The organism is Pseudomonas sp. UBA6753, from assembly GCF_002453565.1.
GTDB classification, from domain to species: domain Bacteria; phylum Pseudomonadota; class Gammaproteobacteria; order Pseudomonadales; family Pseudomonadaceae; genus Aquipseudomonas; species Aquipseudomonas putida_Z.
Window position 1 is genome coordinate 13,280 of the sequence record NZ_DKHD01000007.1, and the last position, 19,751, is coordinate 33,030.

At 64.7% G+C, this 19,751-nt stretch carries 13 protein-coding genes; 10 read left to right on the forward strand and 3 right to left on the reverse strand.

Going from position 1 to position 19,751, the window contains the following annotated elements; all coding sequences use genetic code 11:
- Positions 1-231: 231 nt before the first annotated feature.
- From B2790_RS04410 to dacB, 4 genes are all read left to right on the forward strand, one after another.
- Entirely contained in the window at positions 232-849 is a 618-nt protein-coding gene (locus B2790_RS04410; protein ID WP_075044199.1) for a response regulator transcription factor, read from the forward strand.
- An 8-nt stretch (positions 850-857) separates the two neighbouring features.
- Positions 858-4,490 carry an ATP-binding protein gene (locus B2790_RS04415; protein WP_286918338.1) on the forward strand — a complete coding sequence of 1,211 codons (3,633 nt, stop codon included), beginning with the start codon at positions 858-860 and terminating at the stop codon, positions 4,488-4,490.
- 41 nt (positions 4,491-4,531) lie between these two features.
- Positions 4,532-4,876, forward strand: a complete 345-nt coding sequence (locus B2790_RS04420) for a YggL family protein (protein WP_004376110.1) — start codon at positions 4,532-4,534, stop codon at positions 4,874-4,876.
- Positions 4,877-5,236: 360 nt separating this feature from the next.
- Positions 5,237-6,694 (forward strand): D-alanyl-D-alanine carboxypeptidase/D-alanyl-D-alanine endopeptidase, encoded by a 1,458-nt coding sequence (dacB, locus tag B2790_RS04425; protein ID WP_046616276.1) that lies wholly within the window; start codon positions 5,237-5,239, stop codon positions 6,692-6,694.
- A gap of 136 nt (positions 6,695-6,830) precedes the next feature.
- On the opposite strand, the gene B2790_RS04430 is transcribed toward dacB, so the two are convergent.
- Positions 6,831-9,221: a sensor domain-containing diguanylate cyclase gene (locus B2790_RS04430; RefSeq protein WP_286918339.1), complete on the reverse strand. Its 2,391-nt coding sequence runs from the start codon at positions 9,219-9,221 to the stop codon at positions 6,831-6,833.
- Positions 9,222-9,315: 94 nt separating this feature from the next.
- Positions 9,316-11,508, reverse strand: coding sequence for a bifunctional 23S rRNA (guanine(2069)-N(7))-methyltransferase RlmK/23S rRNA (guanine(2445)-N(2))-methyltransferase RlmL (rlmKL, locus tag B2790_RS04435; RefSeq protein WP_075044197.1), 2,193 nt, complete (start codon positions 11,506-11,508; stop codon positions 9,316-9,318).
- 561 nt (positions 11,509-12,069) lie between these two features.
- Here rlmKL and rmf point away from each other — a divergent pair.
- Entirely contained in the window at positions 12,070-12,285 is a 216-nt protein-coding gene (rmf, locus tag B2790_RS04440; RefSeq protein ID WP_003248687.1) for a ribosome modulation factor, read from the forward strand.
- Positions 12,286-12,468: 183 nt separating this feature from the next.
- Here the strand turns inward: rmf and B2790_RS04445 are convergent, their stop codons facing one another.
- The gene (locus tag B2790_RS04445) at positions 12,469-13,491 is read right to left on the reverse strand and encodes a quinone-dependent dihydroorotate dehydrogenase (RefSeq protein ID WP_025338291.1); all 1,023 of its coding nucleotides are present in this window, start codon (positions 13,489-13,491) and stop codon (positions 12,469-12,471) included.
- 388 nt (positions 13,492-13,879) lie between these two features.
- On the opposite strand from B2790_RS04445, the gene B2790_RS04450 reads away from it, so the two are divergent.
- The 5 genes from B2790_RS04450 (at position 13,880) to cobA (ending at position 19,662) form a co-directional block, all read left to right on the forward strand.
- Positions 13,880-15,094, forward strand: a complete 1,215-nt coding sequence (locus B2790_RS04450) for a CmpA/NrtA family ABC transporter substrate-binding protein (protein ID WP_274120146.1) — start codon at positions 13,880-13,882, stop codon at positions 15,092-15,094.
- Between the two features lie 12 nt (positions 15,095-15,106).
- Complete coding sequence (locus B2790_RS04455; RefSeq protein WP_025338289.1) at positions 15,107-15,682, forward strand: ANTAR domain-containing response regulator; 576 nt, start codon at positions 15,107-15,109, stop codon at positions 15,680-15,682.
- 320 nt (positions 15,683-16,002) lie between these two features.
- On the forward strand, positions 16,003-17,214 hold the full coding sequence (locus B2790_RS04460; protein ID WP_274120144.1) for a nitrate/nitrite transporter: 1,212 nt from the start codon (positions 16,003-16,005) through the stop codon (positions 17,212-17,214).
- A gap of 9 nt (positions 17,215-17,223) precedes the next feature.
- Positions 17,224-18,894, forward strand: a complete 1,671-nt coding sequence (locus tag B2790_RS04465) for a bifunctional protein-serine/threonine kinase/phosphatase (RefSeq protein ID WP_085617185.1) — start codon at positions 17,224-17,226, stop codon at positions 18,892-18,894.
- Positions 18,895-18,921: 27 nt separating this feature from the next.
- Positions 18,922-19,662, forward strand: a complete 741-nt coding sequence (gene cobA / locus B2790_RS04470) for a uroporphyrinogen-III C-methyltransferase (RefSeq protein WP_286918341.1) — start codon at positions 18,922-18,924, stop codon at positions 19,660-19,662.
- Positions 19,663-19,751: the final 89 nt, after the last annotated feature.

A 19,751-nucleotide genomic window follows, 5' to 3' on the forward strand; every position in this document is an offset into this window, starting at 1 on the left:
AAACTTCCTACATATATTGGCGACAAGTTAAACAGCACGAATAAAAACAAATGAAAAGTTACCAATCACGCTTTGACATCGAGTTAAACGCGCCTGTCTCGTAGCCCGTTTTGTTTTATCTTGTAAGCCATTTCCCATATAGGGCTAATAGCCCTTCCTCGCATGCCCGATGACTTCCAACTGCGATAAGGTGCCGCCTGTCACCCTCAATAGCCCGCAGGGAAGTTGAACATGCATTCCATATTTATCGTCGACGACCACCCCGTCATCCGCCTGGCCGTCCGTATGTTGCTGGAAAACCAGAATTACAAGGTTGTCGGCGAGTCGGACAACGGCGTTGACGCCATGCAGATGATTCGCGAAACCGCGCCCGACCTGGTCATCCTCGACATCAGCATCCCCAAGCTGGATGGGCTGGAGGTGCTTGCCCGGTTCCAGGCCATGGCCCTGCCCATGAAGGTGCTGGTACTGACCGCGCAGTCTCCCGCATTGTTTGCCGTACGCTGCATGCACTCGGGTGCTGCAGGCTACGTGTGCAAGCAGGAAGACCTGAGCGAACTGCTCAGTGCAATCAAGGCCGTGCTGGCCGGTTACAATTACTTCCCCAGCCAGGCAATCAAGCATGACCAGGCGGTAGATGCCGACTTGCAACTTTTCCGCCAGGTAAATGACCGCGAACTGATGGTACTGCAACTATTCGCCCAAGGCCGCAGCAACAAGGAAATTGCCAAGGGCATGTTCCTCAGCAGCAAGACTGTCAGTACCTACAAGAAGCGCCTCATGCACAAACTTCAGGTCAATACGCTGGTCGACCTGATTGAAATGGCCAAACGCAACGCGCTGGTCTGAGGGTAGTCATGGCGCACCTTATCGTTCGCCTGCTGCTCACCCTGCTCCTGTTCAGCGGCGCGGCACAGGCTACCCATCACGAAGCTTCGTCCTATACCTTGCTGGCACGCTCATCGGCCAGGCCGGCACTGCCTGCCCTCACCAGCGAACAACGGCAATGGCTCGAAGGCCGTCAGGAACTGGTGCTGGGTACCTCGGCACCAGACTACCCGCCGTTCGACATCACCAGTGGGGGCCGCGACTACCAGGGCCTTACCGCCGAGTACGCGAGCCTGATCGGCAAGGCCCTGCAGTTGCCCGTGCGAGTGCTGCGTTTTTCCAGCCGGCAAGCGGCGGTGGAGGCGCTCCGGCAGGGTGACATCGACCTGCTTGGCAGCTCCAATGGCTACGAAGCGGCCAGCGATGGCCTGGCCCTGTCGCACCCCTATGCCATCGACCAACCGGTGCTGGTAACGCGCGAGGACGAAAGCCGGGCGCTGGACATGGGCCTGGCTGGCATGCGCCTGGGCATGCTCTACCACTACCTGCCCCGGCAGGAGGTGAAAAGCGCCTACCCCAAGGCCGAGCTGCTGGCCTTCGGCTCGTCCAGCCAGGCCCTGAGTGCCGTGGCGTTCGGCCAGGCCGACGTGTTCATCGGCGATACCATTTCCACCCACTACCAGCTCAATCGCGGCCACCTGCCGCGTCTGCGCATGGCCAGTTTCGGCAAGCACGAAGCCATCGGCTTCGGTTTTGCCCTGCGCCACGAGGACAGGGTGCTGATGGAGATGGTGAACGCCACCCTGGACAGACAGACCTCGGCCATACGCGCCAGTATCTTCAAGCGCTGGAGCGCCGGTAGCGACCTGCTGCTGACAGACCGCAAGCTGCAACTGACCGACACCGAAGAACAATGGCTGAAAGACCACCCGGTGATGCGCGTGGCAATCGATGACACCGCTGCACCGGTCTCCTATTTCGATGGCTCGGGGCATTTTCGCGGCATCACCGCCGACCTGCTCGAGCTCCTTCGCCTGCGCACCGGCTTGCGTTTCGAAGTGCAGCGCGCCAGTGGCCTTGCCGACATGATTGCCCGCCTCAAGGATGGCCGTGCCGATGTCATCGCTGCACTGGCCACCGGCGGGGTGAACGAAGACGACCTGCAAATCAGCCAGCCCTACCTGGAAAGCGCCTATGTGCTGGTCAGCCGCAAGGACAAACAACCCTTCACCTCGCTGGAACAGCTGCAAGGGCATCGCATCGCCATTACCCGCTACAGCGCCATGGACGCCATGCTGTCGCGGCACTATCCGCAAATCGGCTGGGTCGAGACCGAAAGCTCGTTCTATTCCATGGCGTTGCTCAACAGCGGTGCCGTCGATGCGGTGATCACCACCTTGATCGACGCCAACCACGCGCTGGCCGGCAACCCCGAACTGGTCATCCGGGCCACCGTCGGCAGCGAACCCGCCAACTTCGCCATGGCCACCAGTGCCCCGTCACAGGCGCTGGTGTCGATCCTCGACAAGGCGCTGCTGAGCATCTCGCCGGAAGAACTGGGAGTCATCAACAACCGCTGGCGCGGCTTCAGCCTGCACGAGGATGGCAACGACCAGGGCTACCGCCGGCTGGCGATACAGGTGGTACTGGGCACCGCCGTGCTGTTGCTGCTGGCCTTGCTGTGGAATGCCCGCCTGCGCCTGCAGATTCGCCAGCGGCAACGCGCCGAACGGGCGCTGAACGACCAGTTGGCGTTCATGCGCGCCCTGCTCAACGGTACGCCCCACCCCATGTACGTGCGTGATCGCGAGGGCCGCCTGCAAAGCTGCAACTACAGCTATCTGGAAGCCGTGCAGGCCCGCTCCGAAGAGGTCATCGGCAAGAACCTGGAGGGGAGCCTGTTCGCCGATTTCGAGCAGACCCGGCAGATCCACGCCGACTACCTGAAGGTGATGGCCGAAGGCTCGCCACTGATCATGGACCGGCCACTACGGATCCAGGGCCGGGAGATGACCATCTACCACTGGATTCTGCCGTACCGCGACTCACTGGGTGAGGTGCAAGGCATCATCGGTGGCTGGATCGACATCAGCGAGCGCCGCCATCTGGTCATGGAGCTGCGCCAGGCCAAGCAGCAGGCCGACGATGCGAACCGCGCCAAAAGCACGTTCCTGGCCACCATCAGCCACGAAATCCGCACCCCGATGAATGCGGTCATCGGCATGCTCGAGCTGGCAGTCAAGCGTGCCGACCAAGGCCGGGTAGACCGTTGCGCGCTGGAGCTGGCCCACCACTCGGCCAAGGACCTGCTGGGCCTGATCGGCGATATCCTCGACATCGTGCGCATCGAGTCGGGGCACTTGTCCCTCGCCCCGGAGGCCGTCGACCTGGCGGCCCTGGTCGAATCGGTGGGGCGCATTTTCGAAGGCCAGGCGCGGCAGAAAGGCCTGGCCCTGGAGGTGATGATCGCACCGGCCGCACGCTGCCATGCCCTGCTCGACCCCCTGCGTTTCAAGCAGGTCCTGTCCAACCTGGTGAGCAACGCCATCAAGTTCACCGAGCATGGCCAGGTGCGCATCTGCGTCGGCCTGGTGGACGACGGCAGCACTACCCCCGCCGTGCTGGAGCTGGAAGTGCGCGACAGTGGCATCGGTATCCACGCCGACGACCTGCAACGCCTGTTCAACCCGTTCATCCAGGCCAACCCGCATAGCCAGAGCGCCCGCGCGGGTACCGGGCTGGGCCTGGCCATCTGTCGCAACCTGTGCGAAATGATGGGCGGCAGCCTGACCATCAAGAGCCTGGAGGATGTCGGCACCCAGGTGCGCCTGAAAATGCCGCTGCAGCGGGTTGACGCTGCGGCGCAGCCGGCCCCGCTGATGGAGAACCTCGATGTGCCCGACCCACGGCTGAACGTGCTGGTGATCGACGACCACCCGGCCAACCTGCAACTGATGGCACAGCAGCTTGGCTACCTGGGGCTGGAGCACACCAGCGCCCGCGACGGTCGCGAAGGCCTGGCCACCTGGCGGGCGGGCGACTTCGATGTGCTGGTGCTCGACTGCAACATGCCGCACATGAACGGCTACCAGCTGGCCACCGCCGTGCGTACCGAGGAACGCCATGGCAAGCGGCCGCGCTGCACCATTCTCGGCTACACCGCCAACGCACAGCCGGAGGTACGCCGAAAGTGCCTGAGCGCCGGCATGGACGACTGCCTGCTCAAGCCCATCAGCCTGGGCACGCTCAGCCAGCGCCTGGCCGGCATCCGCCCGCGTCGCCAGCACAAACCGCGGCGCAAGCTGTACCACCTGGACGGCCTGGCCACAGTGGTCGGGCATGACCCGAACGACCGCCAGCGCTTCCTGCAGGCATTGCAGCAGAGCCTGCAGGCCGACCTGGCCACCTTGATGGCATTGCATCCACAGCGCGACAGCGATGCCATTGCCGAACAGGCGCACAAGGTGCTCAGCGCCGCGCGGATGCTGGAAGCCCCCGCGCTGATGAAGGCCTGCGAAGCCCTGGAGGCAAGCGGCTTGCCTCCCGACCAGTTACGCCTGCGGCGCCAGGCACTGGCGCGGCATATGTGCCGGGTAGAACGTGCCCTGGCCAAGGAACTGGCCACACGCACCTGCACACAGGCAGGCAGCCAGGCGTGTTAACTGGTAGACTGCGCGGCGTTATTACCTAAGAGGATTGTTTCATGGCCACAAACCGCTCCCGTCGTCTGCGCAAGAAGCTGTGTGTCGACGAGTTTCAGGAATTGGGCTTCGAGCTGAACCTGGAATTCAAGGAAGATCTGGATGACCAGGCAATCGATGCTTTCCTCGACGCGTTCCTGGCAGAAGCCATGGACGCCAATGGCCTGGACTATGTAGGCGGTGACGATTTCGGCCTGGTGTGCTCGGTCAAGCGTGGTTCGGTCAGCGAAGAACAGCGTGCAGCCGTTGAAGCCTGGCTCAAAGGCCGTAGCGAACTGACCAAGATCGAAGTCAGCCCGCTGCTGGACGCCTGGTACCCGGAAAAGCCGATCAACAAGGCCGAGTAATACCGGCCCGGCTCGATCGCTGAAAAGGCCACCCCAAGGGGTAATGCCTGTCAGATAGCGTTAATGGGGCTGCTAAGCAGCCCATCGCCGGCAAGCCAGCTCCCACAGGTATGCGCAGAACTCAGGAATTGCGCAATCCCTGTGGGAGCTGGCTTGCCGGCGATGGGCCGCAAAGCGGCCCCAATTACTTGACTGACAGGCATTACCCTCAGGGGTGGCCTTTTTTATTGGGGGTGCTATTCCGTCGAACGTGGCGCATCGTCGCTGCGCTTGGGGCATAATGCGTATTCTTTCACCCTGGGGCCATCATCCCTTACAGCCCCAATGCCCTTTTCCCTCGCCGTAGGGTATTTATCGATCATGATCAAAACGCTTCGTCCCCTCGTTCTTGCCGGCCTGCTGTTGCCACTCGCCTTGCCCAGCCAGGCCGCCGCCGTCAACACCACGCTGCCTGCCAAAGTGCAGCAGGCCCTCAAGGCCAACAAGCTGCAGGATTCTGCCCTGTCGCTGGTGATGCTGCCGCTGGACGGCCCCGGCACACCGACCGTGTTCAATGCCGATGTCTCGGTAAACCCGGCCTCGACCATGAAACTGGTCACCACCTACGCCGCCCTCGAACTGCTCGGCCCGACCTTCCAGTGGAAAACCGAGTTCTACACCGATGGCACCCTGAGCAACGGTGTACTCAACGGCAACCTATACCTCAAAGGTGGCGGCGACCCGAAACTGAACATGGAGAAGCTGTGGCTGCTGATGCGTGACCTGCGCGCCAATGGCGTGCGCACCATCACCGGCGATCTGGTGCTGGACCGCAGCCACTTCGTGCAGCCCAACCTGCCGCAGTTCAACGACGACGGCGGCGATGTGAACAAGCCGTTCCTGGTCAAGCCCGACTCGCTGCTGGTCAACCTCAAGGCCCTGCGCTTCGTGGCCCGCAACGATGGCGGCAAGGTCACCATCGCGGTCGAACCGCCGATTGCCAGCATCCGCATCGACAACCAGGTCAAGGCGGTGGCCTCCAAACAGTGCTCGGGTGATGTGCGCTACAACCCGGTGCAGCAGGCCGATGGCATCAGCGTAACGGTCAGCGGCCAGCTGGGTGACGGCTGCAACTCGCAGACCTACCTGTCGCTGCTCGACCACCAAACCTACGCCGCCGGTGCCGTGCGCGCGATCTGGAACGAGCTGGGGGGCAGCATCCAGGGTGGCGACCGCTTCGAGAACGTGCCCAAGGGCGCTCGCCTGCTGGCCCGTGCCTTCTCGCCAGACCTGGTGGAAGTGATCCGCGACATCAACAAGTACAGCAACAACACCATGGCCCAGCAGCTGTTCCTGAGCCTTGGTGCGCAGTTCCGCACCGATGCCGACGGTGACGACGCCCGCGCCGCCCAGCGCGTGGTGCGCCAGTGGCTGGCGAAGAAGGGCATTACCGCGCCGCACCTGGTGATGGAAAACGGTTCCGGCCTGTCGCGTGCCGAACGGGTCAGCACCCGGGAAATGGCCGCGATGCTGCAGGCCGCCTGGAAGAGCCCCTATGCTGCCGAGTTCATGAGCTCGATGCCGCTGGTGGGTATGGACGGCACCATGCGCAAGCGCTTGAAGCGCACCGCCATGACCGGCGAAGGGCACATCAAGACCGGCACGCTGAACACCGTGCGGGCAATTGCCGGCTTCAGCCGCGACAGCAACGGCCATACCTGGGCGGTGGCGGCGATCCTCAACGATCCGAAACCGTGGGGCGCCTCGCAGGTGCTCGACCAGGTGCTGCTGGACCTTTACCGCCAGCCGAAACTGGCCGGCAGCACAGCGGCCAACTGATAGGTATAGGTAGCCAGTACCGGCCTCTTCGCGGGCTTGCCCGCTCCCACAGGTATTGCACCAAGTTCAATCACGGTGCAGTACCTGTGGGAGCGGGCAAGCCCGCGAAGAGGCCGGTACCGACAACCAAAAACGATCAGGCCAACTCCCCCTCCACCCGATCTCTACCGGCCTGCTTGGCCGCATACACGCCTGCATCAGCCCGCAACAGCAAGGCATCGGCCCCTTCCCCCGGTCGCCAGCCCGCCACACCAAAACTCGCGGTCACCCTGCCCACGCCTTCCACCGGCACATTGCGCACCCCTTGCCACAGCTCCAGCGCCAACAGCCGCGCCTGCTCGGCATCGCTGCCCGGGCACAGCACCATGAATTCCTCGCCGCCCAGCCGGCAGAACACATCGGTACGTCGCAAACGCTGGCCGATACGCAGGCACAGGCTGCGCAGCACGCGGTCGCCGACGGCATGCCCGAAATGGTCGTTGATGCGCTTGAAGTGATCGATATCGAGCATGATCACCGCCAGTGCCTGGCCATCGCGCTGGGCCCGTTCCAGTTCGAGCTTGAGCCGCTCCTGGAAGTAACGGCGGTTATGGATGCCGGTCAGCGAGTCGGTCACCGACAGCGCACGCAACTCTTCCTCCACGCCCTTGAGGTCGGAAATGTCGGTCAGGTAGCCATGCCACAGGGTGCAGCCCTGCTCGCCCACCTCCGGTGTCGCCTCGCCACGCACCCAGCGCAGCCCGGCACGCGGCAGGCAGACCCGGTATTCTTCGCGCCAGGGCGACAGGTGTTCGGCCGAGTAACGCACCGAGCGGCGCACGCGCTCCAGGTCATCCGGGTGGATACGCTCGAACACCGCCGTGGCATCCTCGCGCAACTGCTGCAGGTCGACTTCGTAGATGTCGTACAGGCCCATGCTGGCGTACGGAAAGCAGGAATGGCCGTTGCCATCCAGGCGGTACTGGTAGATGCCGCCCGGTACCTCGGCACTAAGCTTTTCCAGAAGGCGGTCACGCGCCGCCAGCGCCTCATGCACCCGCCGCCGTTCAGTGACATCGATGCAGATCGCCAGGTAACCGATCCACAACCCCTGTTCATCGAGCATGGCGGTGACCAGCATGTTGGCCACCAGTTGGCTGCCATCGGCGCGCAGCAAGGTCCATTCCCCCGGCTCGGCGCCATGCTCCTGCACCGTTTCGGCAAACATGGCCTGGCCACCTTCAATCGGCCGGCCGTAACGCAGGCTCAAGGCATGGGCACGCAGGCTCAACTCCTCGGGCAGCACCAGGTCCTCCAGGCGCAGCTGGCCGATCGCCTCACTGGCGGGGTAACCGAGCATGCGCTCGGCGCCGGCGTTGAAGGTGCTGACCACACCCTTGAGGTTGGTGGCGATGATCGCCACCTGGGTTGCGGCATCCAGCACGCTGCGCAGCTGGTTGTGGGTGCCACGCAGGGATTGCTCGCTGACCCGCAGCTCGGCGGTGCGCTGCTCGACCAGGGCCAAGGCGCGCTGGCGCTGGCTGAACAAGCTGTAGAGCAAGACACTGAGCAGCAGGCTCAACAAGCCGCCCAGCAGGCTCACCGCCAGCACTGCGGAGGAACGGTTGGCGCGCACGAAGGCCAGGCTCGGCCGGATACTCAGCTGGAAGTGGTGATCAGCCAGGTGCAACAGCTGGTTGGTAGCCAGCGGCAGGGGTGCGACCGGGTTCTGCGAGTCGAACATCACCTCGGGGCCATGCAGCCCGGTGGGGTCGACGATACGCACCACCAGGTTATCGTCTGCCGAAACCGGGCGCCCGTCACTGACCAGTTCACGCATGCTCAGCAAGGCCATCACATAGCCCACTGCCGCGCCGCGGGGGTTGGCATCGGAAAACACCGGCGCCACCATCAGCAGGCCACGCGCATCCGAGCTGGTATCGAACATGGGCAGTGGCTCGGACACCGCCATGCTGCCCGGTCCCAGCGCCCGCGCCAGTGCCGCCAGGGGCACTTCCTGGCCGGCGAGGTCCAGCCCATAGGGCAGCCCGGGCAATTCACCCGACTGGGTATAGAGCACCGGGAAGTAATGGTCGCGCTGGGGAGATGGCCGCCACTGGCCTTGCTCATCCTGGTCGCGGATCACATAGCCCGGGCCGGAATGCGCACTGGCCTGGCGCTCGAACTCGGCGCGTTGCGCGGCTTCGACACGCGGCGCCCAGGCGTAGGCCAGGGTCCGCTGCAGCAATGGCCTGGCGTAGCCGTCGAACTCGTGTGAGGTGATTTCGTTGGAAAAGCTGAAAAACCGCCGCAGCCCGTCCAGGCGCTGCTGCTGTTCGTCAAACCGCTCGGCGATACGGCTGAAACGCTCGCTGGCCAGCAGCTCGAAGCGCTGGCGCAGCTGCTGCTTGTAGAAGGTTTGCGTGGCTAACGCCAGGACGGCCGTCAACAGGCCGCCCACGACCAGGGCGACCAGGGCCACCGCCCAGGCGGACACCGCCTCTGTGCACAGGCCAAGCAACCGCGCACGCACGCCACCCTTTGACATACACCCATCTCGTCACGTCAGCGTCCTGCGGATTATCTTGCCCTGCCCTCAGTTATAGCTATTGGCCATTAGCCGCGCAATGTACCTCGTCGCCTCAACGAAGCTGCAGACGCCAGGCGCGATGGATACGGTTATTGCGGGCGAAGTCCGGGTCCAGGGTCTGGGCCGTGATTTCCTCCACCGCGTAACGCGCCATCAGGTGCTCGTCCAGCTGGAACTTGCGGAAGTTGTTGGAGAAATACAGCACGCCACCCGGCGCCAGGCGGGCCATGGCCAGGTCCAGCAGCTGCACGTGGTCACGCTGCACGTCGAACACGCCTTCCATGCGCTTGGAGTTGGAGAAGGTCGGCGGGTCGATGAAGATCAGGTCGTAGCTGTCTCGGTTGCCCTCTAGCCAGGCCATCACATCGCCCTGCTCCAGGCGGTTGCGCTCGGAGAAGCCATTGAGCGCCAGGTTGCGCCGCGCCCAGTCCAGGTAGGTTTTCGACAGGTCGACGCTGGTGGTGCTGCGCGCGCCGCCCTTGGCCGCATGCGCGGTGGCCGTGGCGGTGTAGCAGAACAGGTTGAGGAAGCGCTTGCCGGCTGCTTCGCGCTGGATGCGCATGCGCATCGGGCGATGGTCGAGGAACAGGCCGGTGTCGAGGTAGTCGGTGAGGTTGACCAGCAGCTTGACGCCGCCCTCGTTCACTTCCTGGAAGCGGCCTTCGGTTGCCTGGCGCTCGTACTGGCGCGTGCCGCTCTGCCGCTCGCGACGCTTGAGCACCACACGCTGCGGCGAAATGCCCAGGGCCTGCGGGATGGCTGCCAGCGCGTCGAGCAGGCGTGCCTGGGCCTTGTCCGGGTCGACCGAACGTGGCGCGGCGTATTCCTGCACGTGCACCCAATCCTGGTACAGGTCGACCGCCAAGGCGTACTCGGGCATGTCGGCATCGTACAAGCGGTAGCAATCGACCTGCTCGCGGCGGGCCCACTTGCCCAGTTGCTTGAGGTTTTTCTGCAGGCGGTTGGCGAACATCTGCGCCCCTTCCGACAGGCGCGCCGGCTCGCTGGCCGGTGCTGCCTGCTGGCGGCTTTCCGCGCCTTCAGGCTGCGCCTCGCGGCGCTCGCCGGTAACGAACTGGTCGGGCTGCACCTTGAACAGCAGCAGCTTGCACGGCAAGGCGCCGTTCCAGAACGCGTACTGCTTGTGGCTGCGAATGCCCATGCGCTTGCCCAGCTGCGGCGCGCCAGTAAATACCGCCGCCTCCCAGCCCATGCAGGCCTGGCGCAGGCGCTCGCCGAGGTTCTGGTAGAGGTACAGCAGGCTGGCTTCGTCACCCAGGCGCTCGCCATAGGGCGGGTTGCTGATGACCAGGCCTTTCTGGTTCTGGTCCGGGCGCGGCTCGAAGGTGCTGACTTCGCCCTGGTAGATCTTCACCCAGTCGCCCAGGCCGGCACGCTCGACGTTGTTGCGGCCTGGCTGGATCAGCCGCGGGTCGGCCTCGTAGCCACGGATCCACAGTGGTGGCCTGGCCAGGCCGGCCTGTGCCCGCGCCTGCGCCTCGTCATGCACCTTGCGCCACAACGCCGGTACATGGCCGAGCCAGGCACTGAAGCCCCAGCGTTCACGCTTGAGGTTGGGCGCGATATCGGCGGCGATCATCGCCGCTTCGACCAGGAAGGTACCCACACCGCACATTGGGTCGGCCAGCGCGCCACCTTCGGCGGCAATGCGCGGCCAGCCGGCGCGGATCAGCACCGCCGCCGCCAGGTTTTCCTTCAGCGGCGCGGCACCTTGCTGCAGGCGGTAGCCACGCTGGTGCAGGCTGTGCCCGGAAAGGTCGAGGGAGAGAATGGCTTCGCCACGGTCCAGGCGCAGGTGCACGCGCACATCTGGGTCGATCTTTTCCACCGACGGGCGCAGGCCTTCGCGGTTGCGCAGCTTGTCGACGATCGCGTCCTTGACCTTCAGCGCACCGAAGTGAGTGTTGTCGATGCCAGAGCCATGGCCGCTGAACTCCACCGCCAGGGTGCCGTCGGCTGCCAGGTGATCGGCCCAGTCGACCGCGTGCACGCCGTCGTAGAGGTCGTCGGCGTTCTTCATGGAGAAGCGCTTGAGTACCAGCAGCACCCGGTTGGCCAGGCGTGACCACAGGCACAGGCGGTAGGCGGTTTCCATGTCGGCGGCGCCGCGAATGGCCGAGGTGTGCTCGCGCACGTCATCCAGGCCGAGGCCCCGCGCCTCTTCGGCAAGCAGGCCTTCCAGGCCTTTGGGGCAGGTGAGGTAAAGTTCGAAACGGTCCGACATGAGTAATCCAGCGCCTTGGGCTATTTGACTGACGGGGCGACGCATCGCCCCGCGATGTTTGCCCGCACACCTTTCCAGCAGGCGTGCGGGTGGCCTTTCCCGGCACGCGAGCGTGCGGTGAAAGGCCGGGCCGCCTGACCGATCTGCGCTTGGCCCAGTGGCAAAGACAGCTTAGATCATCAGGCAGTACGAAAAATTCTGGCGATACCGGGGCCGATGTGACCCTTCGTCGCATTTCAAATTATTACCGTCATCCGCGAGCAACGCTGGCGAAATGACGTCAATGATCGGCAAAGCCTGATCATAGCGGGCTCAACGCTAAACAAGGTTGAGTCGCATTTATTTACTTATCCCCTCACCCTTGGAAAGGTTACGTGCTTATGACAAATCGATCATTCACACGGTGACTCGCATTCGATAGAACTGGACTCAGGCCACTTCGCAACGAGGTGGCACTTTCAGCTCGCCACGCCGGCAGCGAGCGCACACCGGCAGAAAGACTCTGCCCGGCCTCGGAGAGGCCGACGGGACATTACAGTCAACAAGTGAGGGCAACACCCTATGAGAAGACTTAAGCGTGATCCGTTGGAAAGAGCATATTCACGTGGCTACCAATACGGGGTCACCGGCAAATCCCGCGAACTTTGCCCCTTCAATCTTCCTTCTGTTCGCCAAGCCTGGATCAACGGCTGGCGTGAAGGTCGCGGTGATAACTGGGACGGAATGACTGGCACCGCTGGCATCCATAGACTCAACGAAAATCACGCCGTTGGCTGAACGAGGACACTGAATTCGATTTACCATGCACGCCCTATCCGGGCGGCGGGCGAAGGCCCAGGGGCCCCTTGATGGGGCCCTTTTTTATGACTTCGAATCCATATCCGCGCTGGCTTCTTCGCGGGCTTCAGCAGTGCGCTGAACCCTGTGGGAGCGGGCATGCCCGCGAATGGGCCGCCCAGGTCACCGCGGCATCGCAGCGATAGCGTCCACCGCCTCGCGAATCAACGCTGGCCCTCTGTAAATGAAGCCCGAATAAATCTGCACCAGGCTCGCCCCGGCAGCGATCTTCTCGGCGGCATGGCGGCCTTCGGTAATGCCGCCAGCGGCAATGATCGGCAGCTTGCCGCCCAGCTCGCCCGCCAGCACCTTGACGATATGGGTGCTCTTCTCCAGCACCGGCGCGCCCGACAGGCCACCCGCCTCGCCACCGTACGGCAACCCTTCTACACCTTCACGGCCCAGTGTGGTGTTGGTGGCGATCACCGCATCCATGCCCGACTCCATCAGCGCGGCGGCCACCAGGGCGGTTTCTTCGTCGCTCATGTCCGGGGCAATCTTGATTGCCAGAGGGACGCGCTTGCCATGCGTGCCGGCCAATTGCTCGCGGCGCTCGGCCAGGGCATCGAGCAACTGCTTGAGCGAATCGCCGAACTGCAGGCTGCGCAGGCCCGGGGTGTTTGGCGAACTGACGTTGACCGTGATGTAACTGGCGTCGGTGTACACCTTGTCCAGGCAGATCAGGTAGTCATCGACGGCTCGCTCCACCGGGGTGTCGAAATTCTTGCCGATGTTGATGCCCAGCACGCCGTTGTAACGCGCAGCCCGCACCCGGCCGAGCAGGTGATCAACGCCCAGGTTGTTGAAGCCCATGCGGTTGATGATGGCCGTTGCCTCCGGCAGGCGGAACAGCCGCGGCTTGGGGTTGCCCGGCTGCGGGCGCGGGGTGACGGTGCCGATTTCGACGAAGCCGAAGCCCAGCTGGGCGAAACCGTCGATGGCCGCGCCGTTCTTGTCCAGGCCGGCCGCCAGGCCCACCGGGTTGGCGAAGTTCAAGCCCATGACCGTAACCGGCAAAGCCGCCGGCTGCTTGCACAGCATGCCGTTGAGGCCAAGACGGCCACCGGCGCCGATCAGGTCCAGGGACAGGTCGTGGGAGGTTTCCGGGGAAAGCTTGAACAGCAGCTGGCGGGCCAGGGTATACATGGGCGGGCAAGGCTCGGGGTGAATGAGGGGGCGATTATAGCCAGCGCGAGGCCGGCATGACAGCAAATCGTGGGGCTGCTGCGCAGCCCATCGCCGGCAAGCCGGCTCCCACAGGGGCAACACAAGAGCTGAAACCTGTGCTGTATCTGTGGGAGCTGGCTTGCCGGCGATGAGGCCAATGCAGGCGGCACAAGGCAGTTGCTCCACAGGGATGCTCCCACAGGTACAACACAAGGGCTGAAACCTGTGCTGTACCTGTGGGAGCTGGCTTGCCGGCGATGAGGCCAATGCAGGCGGCACAGGGCAGTTGCTCCACAGGGATGCTGCCGATGGCACATCGGTTGCACCGGAAAAGCCCACAGCCTTATCAGTACGGGCGAGGAACCTTGTGAACACTGTACCCCGAGCAACGCCCCTGGCCTGGGTCAACGGCAGCGACGCGCCGGAAAAGCCCAGCCTGAACATCGGCTACATGGCCCTGACCGACTGCGCCTCGGTAGTAGTCGCCGCCACCCAGGGCTTTGCCCAGCAGCACGGCCTTACCCTCAACCTCAAGCGCCAGGGCTCCTGGGCCGGGCTGCGCGACAAGCTGGTCAGCGGCGAGCTGGATGCCGCGCACTGCCTGTATGGCCTGGTCTATGCCGTGCACCTGGGCATCGGCGGTGTACCGGCCAGCGCCATGGCCGTGCTCATGGGGCTGAACCAGAACGCCCAGGCCATAAACCTGTCCCCGGCCCTGCAGCGCAAAGGCGTGACCAACCCTGAAGCATTGGCGCGCCTGGTGCACCAGCATGGCGCACGCCTCACCTTCGCCCAGACCTTCCCCACCGGCACCCACGCCATGTGGCTGTATTACTGGCTGGCCAGCCAGGGCATCCACCCATTGCGCGACGTCGACAGCGTGGTGGTACCACCAGCGCAGATGGCCGCGCATATCCAGGCCGGGCGCATCGACGGTTTCTGCGTGGGCGAACCCTGGGCTGCCGATGCCGTAGCCACGGGCCAGGGCTTCACCCTGGCCACCAGCCAGTCGATCTGGCCGGACCACCCGGAAAAGGTCTTGGCCTGCGCCCGCGCCTTTGCCGAGCAATACCCCAACAGCGCCCGCGCGCTGATCAAGGCGGTCCTCGCCGCCAGCCGCTTCATCGAGCAAAGCCCGGAGAACCGCCGCAGCACTGCGCAACTGCTCAGCGGCAGCGCCTACCTGGCCACCCCGCTGGCAAGTATCGAACCACGCCTGCTCGGCAGCTATCACGATGGCCTGGGCAACTACTGGCAAGACCCGCACGCCCTGCGCCTGCACGATCATGGCCGGGCCAACCTGCCGTACCTGTCCGACGGCATGTGGTTCATGACCCAGTTCCGCCGCTGGGGCCTGCTGCGCGACGACCCCGACTACCTCGGCGTGGCCCGCCAGGTCCAGCAGCTGGCACTGTATGGCGAGGCGGCACAAAGCCTCGGCGTGGCCTGCCCCGAGCAGCCGATGCGCAGCAGCCTGCTGATCGATGGCAGCCGCTGGGACGGCAGTGACCCCTACGGTTATGCCCGCAGTTTCAGCCTGCATGCACTGGGCGACCTGCCTGATGCCCGTGTCGGCGCGTGAGGGGGACCATTCATGTTGCGCATCCTGCTGATCGACGACACCCAGAGCAAACTCGGCCGCCTCAAGGCGGCCTTGAGCGAGGCCGGCTTCGAGGTCATCGAAGCCCCGGACCTGACCATCGACCTGCCCGCCTGCGTCGAAACGGTGCGCCCGGACGTGGTGCTGATCGATACCGACTCACCGGACCGCGATGTGATGGAACAGGTGGTCCTGGTCAGTCGTGACCAGCCGCGGCCAATCGTGCTGTTCACCGACGAGCACGACCCTGGGGTAATGCGCCAGGCGATCCAGGCAGGGGTCAGCGCCTACATCGTCGAAGGCATCCATGCCGCGCGGCTGCAACCGATCCTGGACGTGGCCATGGCCCGCTTCGAAAGCGACCAGGCGCTGAAGGCGCAGCTGCTTGCGCGCGACCAGCAACTGGCCGAGCGCAAGCGCATCGAGCAGGCCAAGGGTTTGCTGATGAAGATGAAGGACTGCAACGAAGAACAGGCCTACACCCTGATGCGCCGCCAGGCCATGAGCCGGCAGCAGAAGCTGATCCAGGTGGCCGAGCAGATCATTGCCATGCACGAGATGCTGGGCTGACGCTTCGTTCAAAACCTCACGCGATCCATGTGGGAGCGGCCTTGTGTCGCGAAAGGGGCGCGTAGCGGCCCCCGAATTTCCAGCTTCGCCGCAGACATTGCCGGGGCTGCTGCGCAGCCCTTTCGCGACACAAGGCCGCTCCCACATAACCCGAGTCAACCCACGGTCCGAGTTGGCCCATCTCTTGCTGAACAAATATCACCGGTAGCCAACGGCGGTTGCCCACTTGATCCCGACAAAGACGTCGCTCTCCCCTCCACCCACGTGGAGCGGGTAGCGGCGTCTTTTTCGTTCCGTTGCATTGCCGAGTGAGGTGTTCGATGAGTACCAGCTTCTGGAAATCCGGGCATGTGCCCACGCTGTTCGCCGCGTTCCTGTACTTCGACCTCAGCTTCATGGTCTGGTACCTGCTTGGCCCACTGGCGGTGCAGATTGCTGCCGATCTGCAGCTGAGTGCACAACAACGGGGCCTGATGGTGGCCACGCCGATCCTGGCCGGGGCGATCCTGCGCTTTGCCATGGGCGTGCTGGTCGACCGCCTGTCGCCCAAGACCGCCGGGCTGATCGGCCAGGTGGTGGTCATCGTCGCCCTCGCCGCTGCCTGGAACCTGGGCGTGCACAGCTATGAACAAGCGCTGCTGCTGGGCGTGTTCCTCGGCTTTGCCGGCGCTTCGTTCGCCGTGTCACTGCCGCTGGCCTCGCAGTGGTACCCGCCACAGCACCAAGGCAAAGCCATGGGCATTGCCGGTGCCGGCAACTCCGGCACGGTGTTCGCCGCCCTGCTGGCCCCGGCGCTGGCTGCGGGCTTTGGCTGGAACAATGTGTTCGGCTTCGCGCTGGTCCCGCTGTCGCTGGCCCTGTTGGTGTTCGCCCTGCTGGCACGCAATGCTCCGCAGCGGCCCAAGCCAAAAGCCATGGCCGACTACCTCAAGGCCCTGGGCGACCGTGACAGCTGGTGGTTCATGTTCTTCTACAGCGTCACCTTCGGCGGCTTCATCGGCCTGGCCAGTGCCCTGCCCGGCTATTTCAGCGACCAGTATGGCCTGAGCCCGGTCACCGCTGGCTACTACACCGCTGCCTGCGTGTTCGCCGGCAGCCTGATGCGCCCGCTCGGCGGCGCTCTGGCCGACCGCTTCGGCGGCATCCGCACCCTGCTGGGCATGTACAGCGTGGCGGCTATCTGCATCGCTGCAGTCGGCTTCAACCTGCCTAGCGCCGCCGCCGCACTGGCGCTGTTCGTCAGTGCCATGCTCGGCCTGGGCGCCGGCAATGGCGCGGTGTTCCAGCTGGTACCGCAGCGTTTCCGCCAGGAGATCGGCGTGATGACCGGGCTGATCGGCATGGCCGGCGGCATCGGTGGCTTCCTGCTGGCCGCCGGGCTTGGCACCATCAAGCAGCACACCGGTGACTACCAGCTGGGGCTGTGGCTGTTCGCCAGCCTGGGCTTGCTGGCCTGGTTCGGCCTGCACGGCGTGAAACAGCGCTGGCGCACCACCTGGGGCTCGGCTGCGGTTACCGCGGCACGGGTCTGAGGCACAGCCATGAGCCTGCAACTGAACTTTGCCCAGGCCAGCGCCACCGGGCCGCGCGAGGAAAACCAGGATGCCCTGCGCCTGGTTACCCCGGCGCCGGAGCTGGCCGCCAGCAAAGGCTACCTGTTCGCCCTCGCCGACGGCGTCAGCCAATGTGCCGATGGCGGCCTGGCAGCCCGTGCCAGCCTGCAGGCGCTGGCCCTGGACTACTACGCCACCCCCGCGACCTGGAGCGTGGCCCAGGCCCTCGACCGCCTGTTGCTGGCGCAGAACCGCTGGTTGCGTGCCCAAGGCAGTGGCCAGCCACTGCTGACCACCCTCAGCGCGCTGGTGCTGCGTGGCCGGCGCTTTACCCTGGCCCACGTGGGTGACTGCCGCGTGTACCGCTGGCACGCTGGGCGCCTGCAATGCCTGAGCGAAGACCATGTATGGGACCAGCCAGGCATGCAGCATGTGCTTAAACGCGCGCTGGGCCTGGACCAGCACCTGCTGGTGGATTATCTGGAAGGTGAGCTGCAGCCGGGCGAGAGCTTCCTGCTGTTGAGCGATGGCGTATGGGCCAGCCTGGGCGACCAGCACATCCAGGCGGTACTGCGCGAGCAACCCGACCTGCAACTGGCCGTCGACACCCTGGTCGCCAGCGCGCACCTGAACGGCAGCCAGGACAACGCCAGTGCCTTGCTGGTGCAGGTCGAGCAACTGGGCACGGCCAACCTGGGCGACACCTTGGCGCAACTGCAGCAATGGCCAGTGCCCGGCCCGCTGCGTGAAGGCCAGGTAATCGATGGCTGGCAAGCCGAAAAGCTGCTTTCGCAAAGCCGCCAGTCGCTGCTGTACCGGGTACGCGATGCCCAGGGCCAAGCCTGGCTGCTGAAGACCCTGCCCGCCGCACGCGAGCAGGAGCCCGGCGCGGCGCAAGGGCTGTTGCTGGAAGAATGGTTCCTGCGCCGGGTCGCTGGCCGGCACTTCCCCGAGCTGCACACCGCCAGCCAGCGCCAGCACCTGTACTACGTGATGCGCGAATACCCCGGCCAGAGCCTGGCAGCGCTGCTGGCCGAGCACGGCCCGCTACCCATGCCGCAGTGGCTGGAGCTGGCCCGGCAGCTGCTGCAGGCGGTCGGCGTACTGCACCGGCGCAACCTGCTGCACCGCGACATCAAGCCAGAAAACCTGCACCTGGGCAGCGATGGCCAGCTGCGCCTGCTGGACTTCGGCCTGGCCTACTGCCCGGGGCTGTCCGAAGACCCGCTGCACGAGTTGCCGGGCACGCCGTCATACATTGCCCCGGAAGCGTTCGACGGCCAGCCGCCCAGCCCACGCCAGGACCTGTATGCCGTGGGCGTGACGCTGTATCACCTGCTGACCGGGCATTACCCCTACGGCGAAGTGGAGGCTTTCCAGCGCCCGCGCTTCGGCCAACCGGTCAACGCCGCGCGCTACCGCCCCGACCTGCCGGAATGGCTGCAACATAACCTGCAGCAGGCACTGGCAGCGGACCCGGCGCAGCGCTTCGAAACCGCCGAACACTGGTTGCTGCTGCTCGAACGTGGCGACCGCCAGGAACTGCCCAGCCGGCCACGGCCGTTGCTGGAGCGCGAACCGTTGAAGGTCTGGCGCACCCTGGCGCTGCTGTCCTTGCTGTTCAACCTGATATTGCTGCTCACCCTGCTCAAGGGCTGAACGCACCTTGCTAATGAGGAAACCCTGATGAATGCGAAAGTCTGGCTGGTTGGTGCTGGCCCTGGTGACCCCGAACTGCTCACCCTCAAGGCTGTACGCGCATTGCAGCAAGCCGCTGTGGTGATGATCGACGACCTGGTCAACCCGGCGGTGCTGGAGCATTGCCCACAGGCCCGGGTGATTGCCGTGGGCAAGCGCGGCGGCTGCCGCTCCACGCCGCAGGCATTCATCCAGCGCCTGATGCTGCGCCATGCGCGGCAAGGGCGCTGCGTGGTCCGGCTCAAGGGCGGCGACCCGTGCATCTTCGGCCGTGGTGGTGAAGAGGCGCTGTGGTTGCAGGGGCATGGCGTCGAGGTGGAAGTGGTCAACGGGATCACCGCCGGCCTGGCTGGCGCCACGCAATGCGGGATTTCCCTGACCTCACGGGGTGTGAGCCGGGGCGTGACGCTGGTCACGGCACATACCCAGGACGACAGCGAACTGAACTGGGCGGCCTTGGCCCAGGGTGGGACGACGCTGGTGGTGTACATGGGCGTGGCCAGGCTGGAGCAGGTGCGCCAAGGGTTGCTGGACGGGGGCATGGCACCGGCGACGCCGGTGGCGATGATCGAAAATGCCTCGTTGCCGCAGCAGCGGGAGTGCAGGAGCGATGTGCGGGGGATGGTCGAGGATGCGCGGGGGTTTGGCTTGCGTAGCCCGGCGATTTTGGTGATTGGGGAGGTGGTTGGGGAACAGGTGGTTCAGGAATTGGTGGCAATTGCAGGATGATGCAGTGCCTGTAAAGGCCCCTTCGCGGGCTTGCCCGCTCCCACAGAGATTGCACACAGCCTGCGAAAGGGGCGGCACACCACACAAAT

Bases quoted from the DNA above. Each gene is read 5' to 3' on its own strand.
- B2790_RS04445 (WP_025338291.1), bottom strand. From the start codon at position 13,491: ATGTATACCCTGGCCCGCCAGCTGCTGTTCAAGCTTTCCCCGGAAACC.
- B2790_RS04410 (WP_075044199.1), top strand. From the start codon at position 232: ATGCATTCCATATTTATCGTCGACGACCACCCCGTCATCCGCCTGGCC.
- B2790_RS04465 (WP_085617185.1), top strand. From the start codon at position 17,224: ATGAGCCTGCAACTGAACTTTGCCCAGGCCAGCGCCACCGGGCCGCGC.
- B2790_RS04460 (WP_274120144.1), top strand. From the start codon at position 16,003: ATGAGTACCAGCTTCTGGAAATCCGGGCATGTGCCCACGCTGTTCGCC.
- B2790_RS04430 (WP_286918339.1), bottom strand. From the start codon at position 9,221: ATGTCAAAGGGTGGCGTGCGTGCGCGGTTGCTTGGCCTGTGCACAGAG.
- B2790_RS04455 (WP_025338289.1), top strand. From the start codon at position 15,107: ATGTTGCGCATCCTGCTGATCGACGACACCCAGAGCAAACTCGGCCGC.
- rmf (WP_003248687.1), top strand. From the start codon at position 12,070: ATGAGAAGACTTAAGCGTGATCCGTTGGAAAGAGCATATTCACGTGGC.
- rlmKL (WP_075044197.1), bottom strand. From the start codon at position 11,508: ATGTCGGACCGTTTCGAACTTTACCTCACCTGCCCCAAAGGCCTGGAA.
- B2790_RS04420 (WP_004376110.1), top strand. From the start codon at position 4,532: ATGGCCACAAACCGCTCCCGTCGTCTGCGCAAGAAGCTGTGTGTCGAC.
- dacB (WP_046616276.1), top strand. From the start codon at position 5,237: ATGATCAAAACGCTTCGTCCCCTCGTTCTTGCCGGCCTGCTGTTGCCA.
- B2790_RS04415 (WP_286918338.1), top strand. From the start codon at position 858: ATGGCGCACCTTATCGTTCGCCTGCTGCTCACCCTGCTCCTGTTCAGC.
- cobA (WP_286918341.1), top strand. From the start codon at position 18,922: ATGAATGCGAAAGTCTGGCTGGTTGGTGCTGGCCCTGGTGACCCCGAA.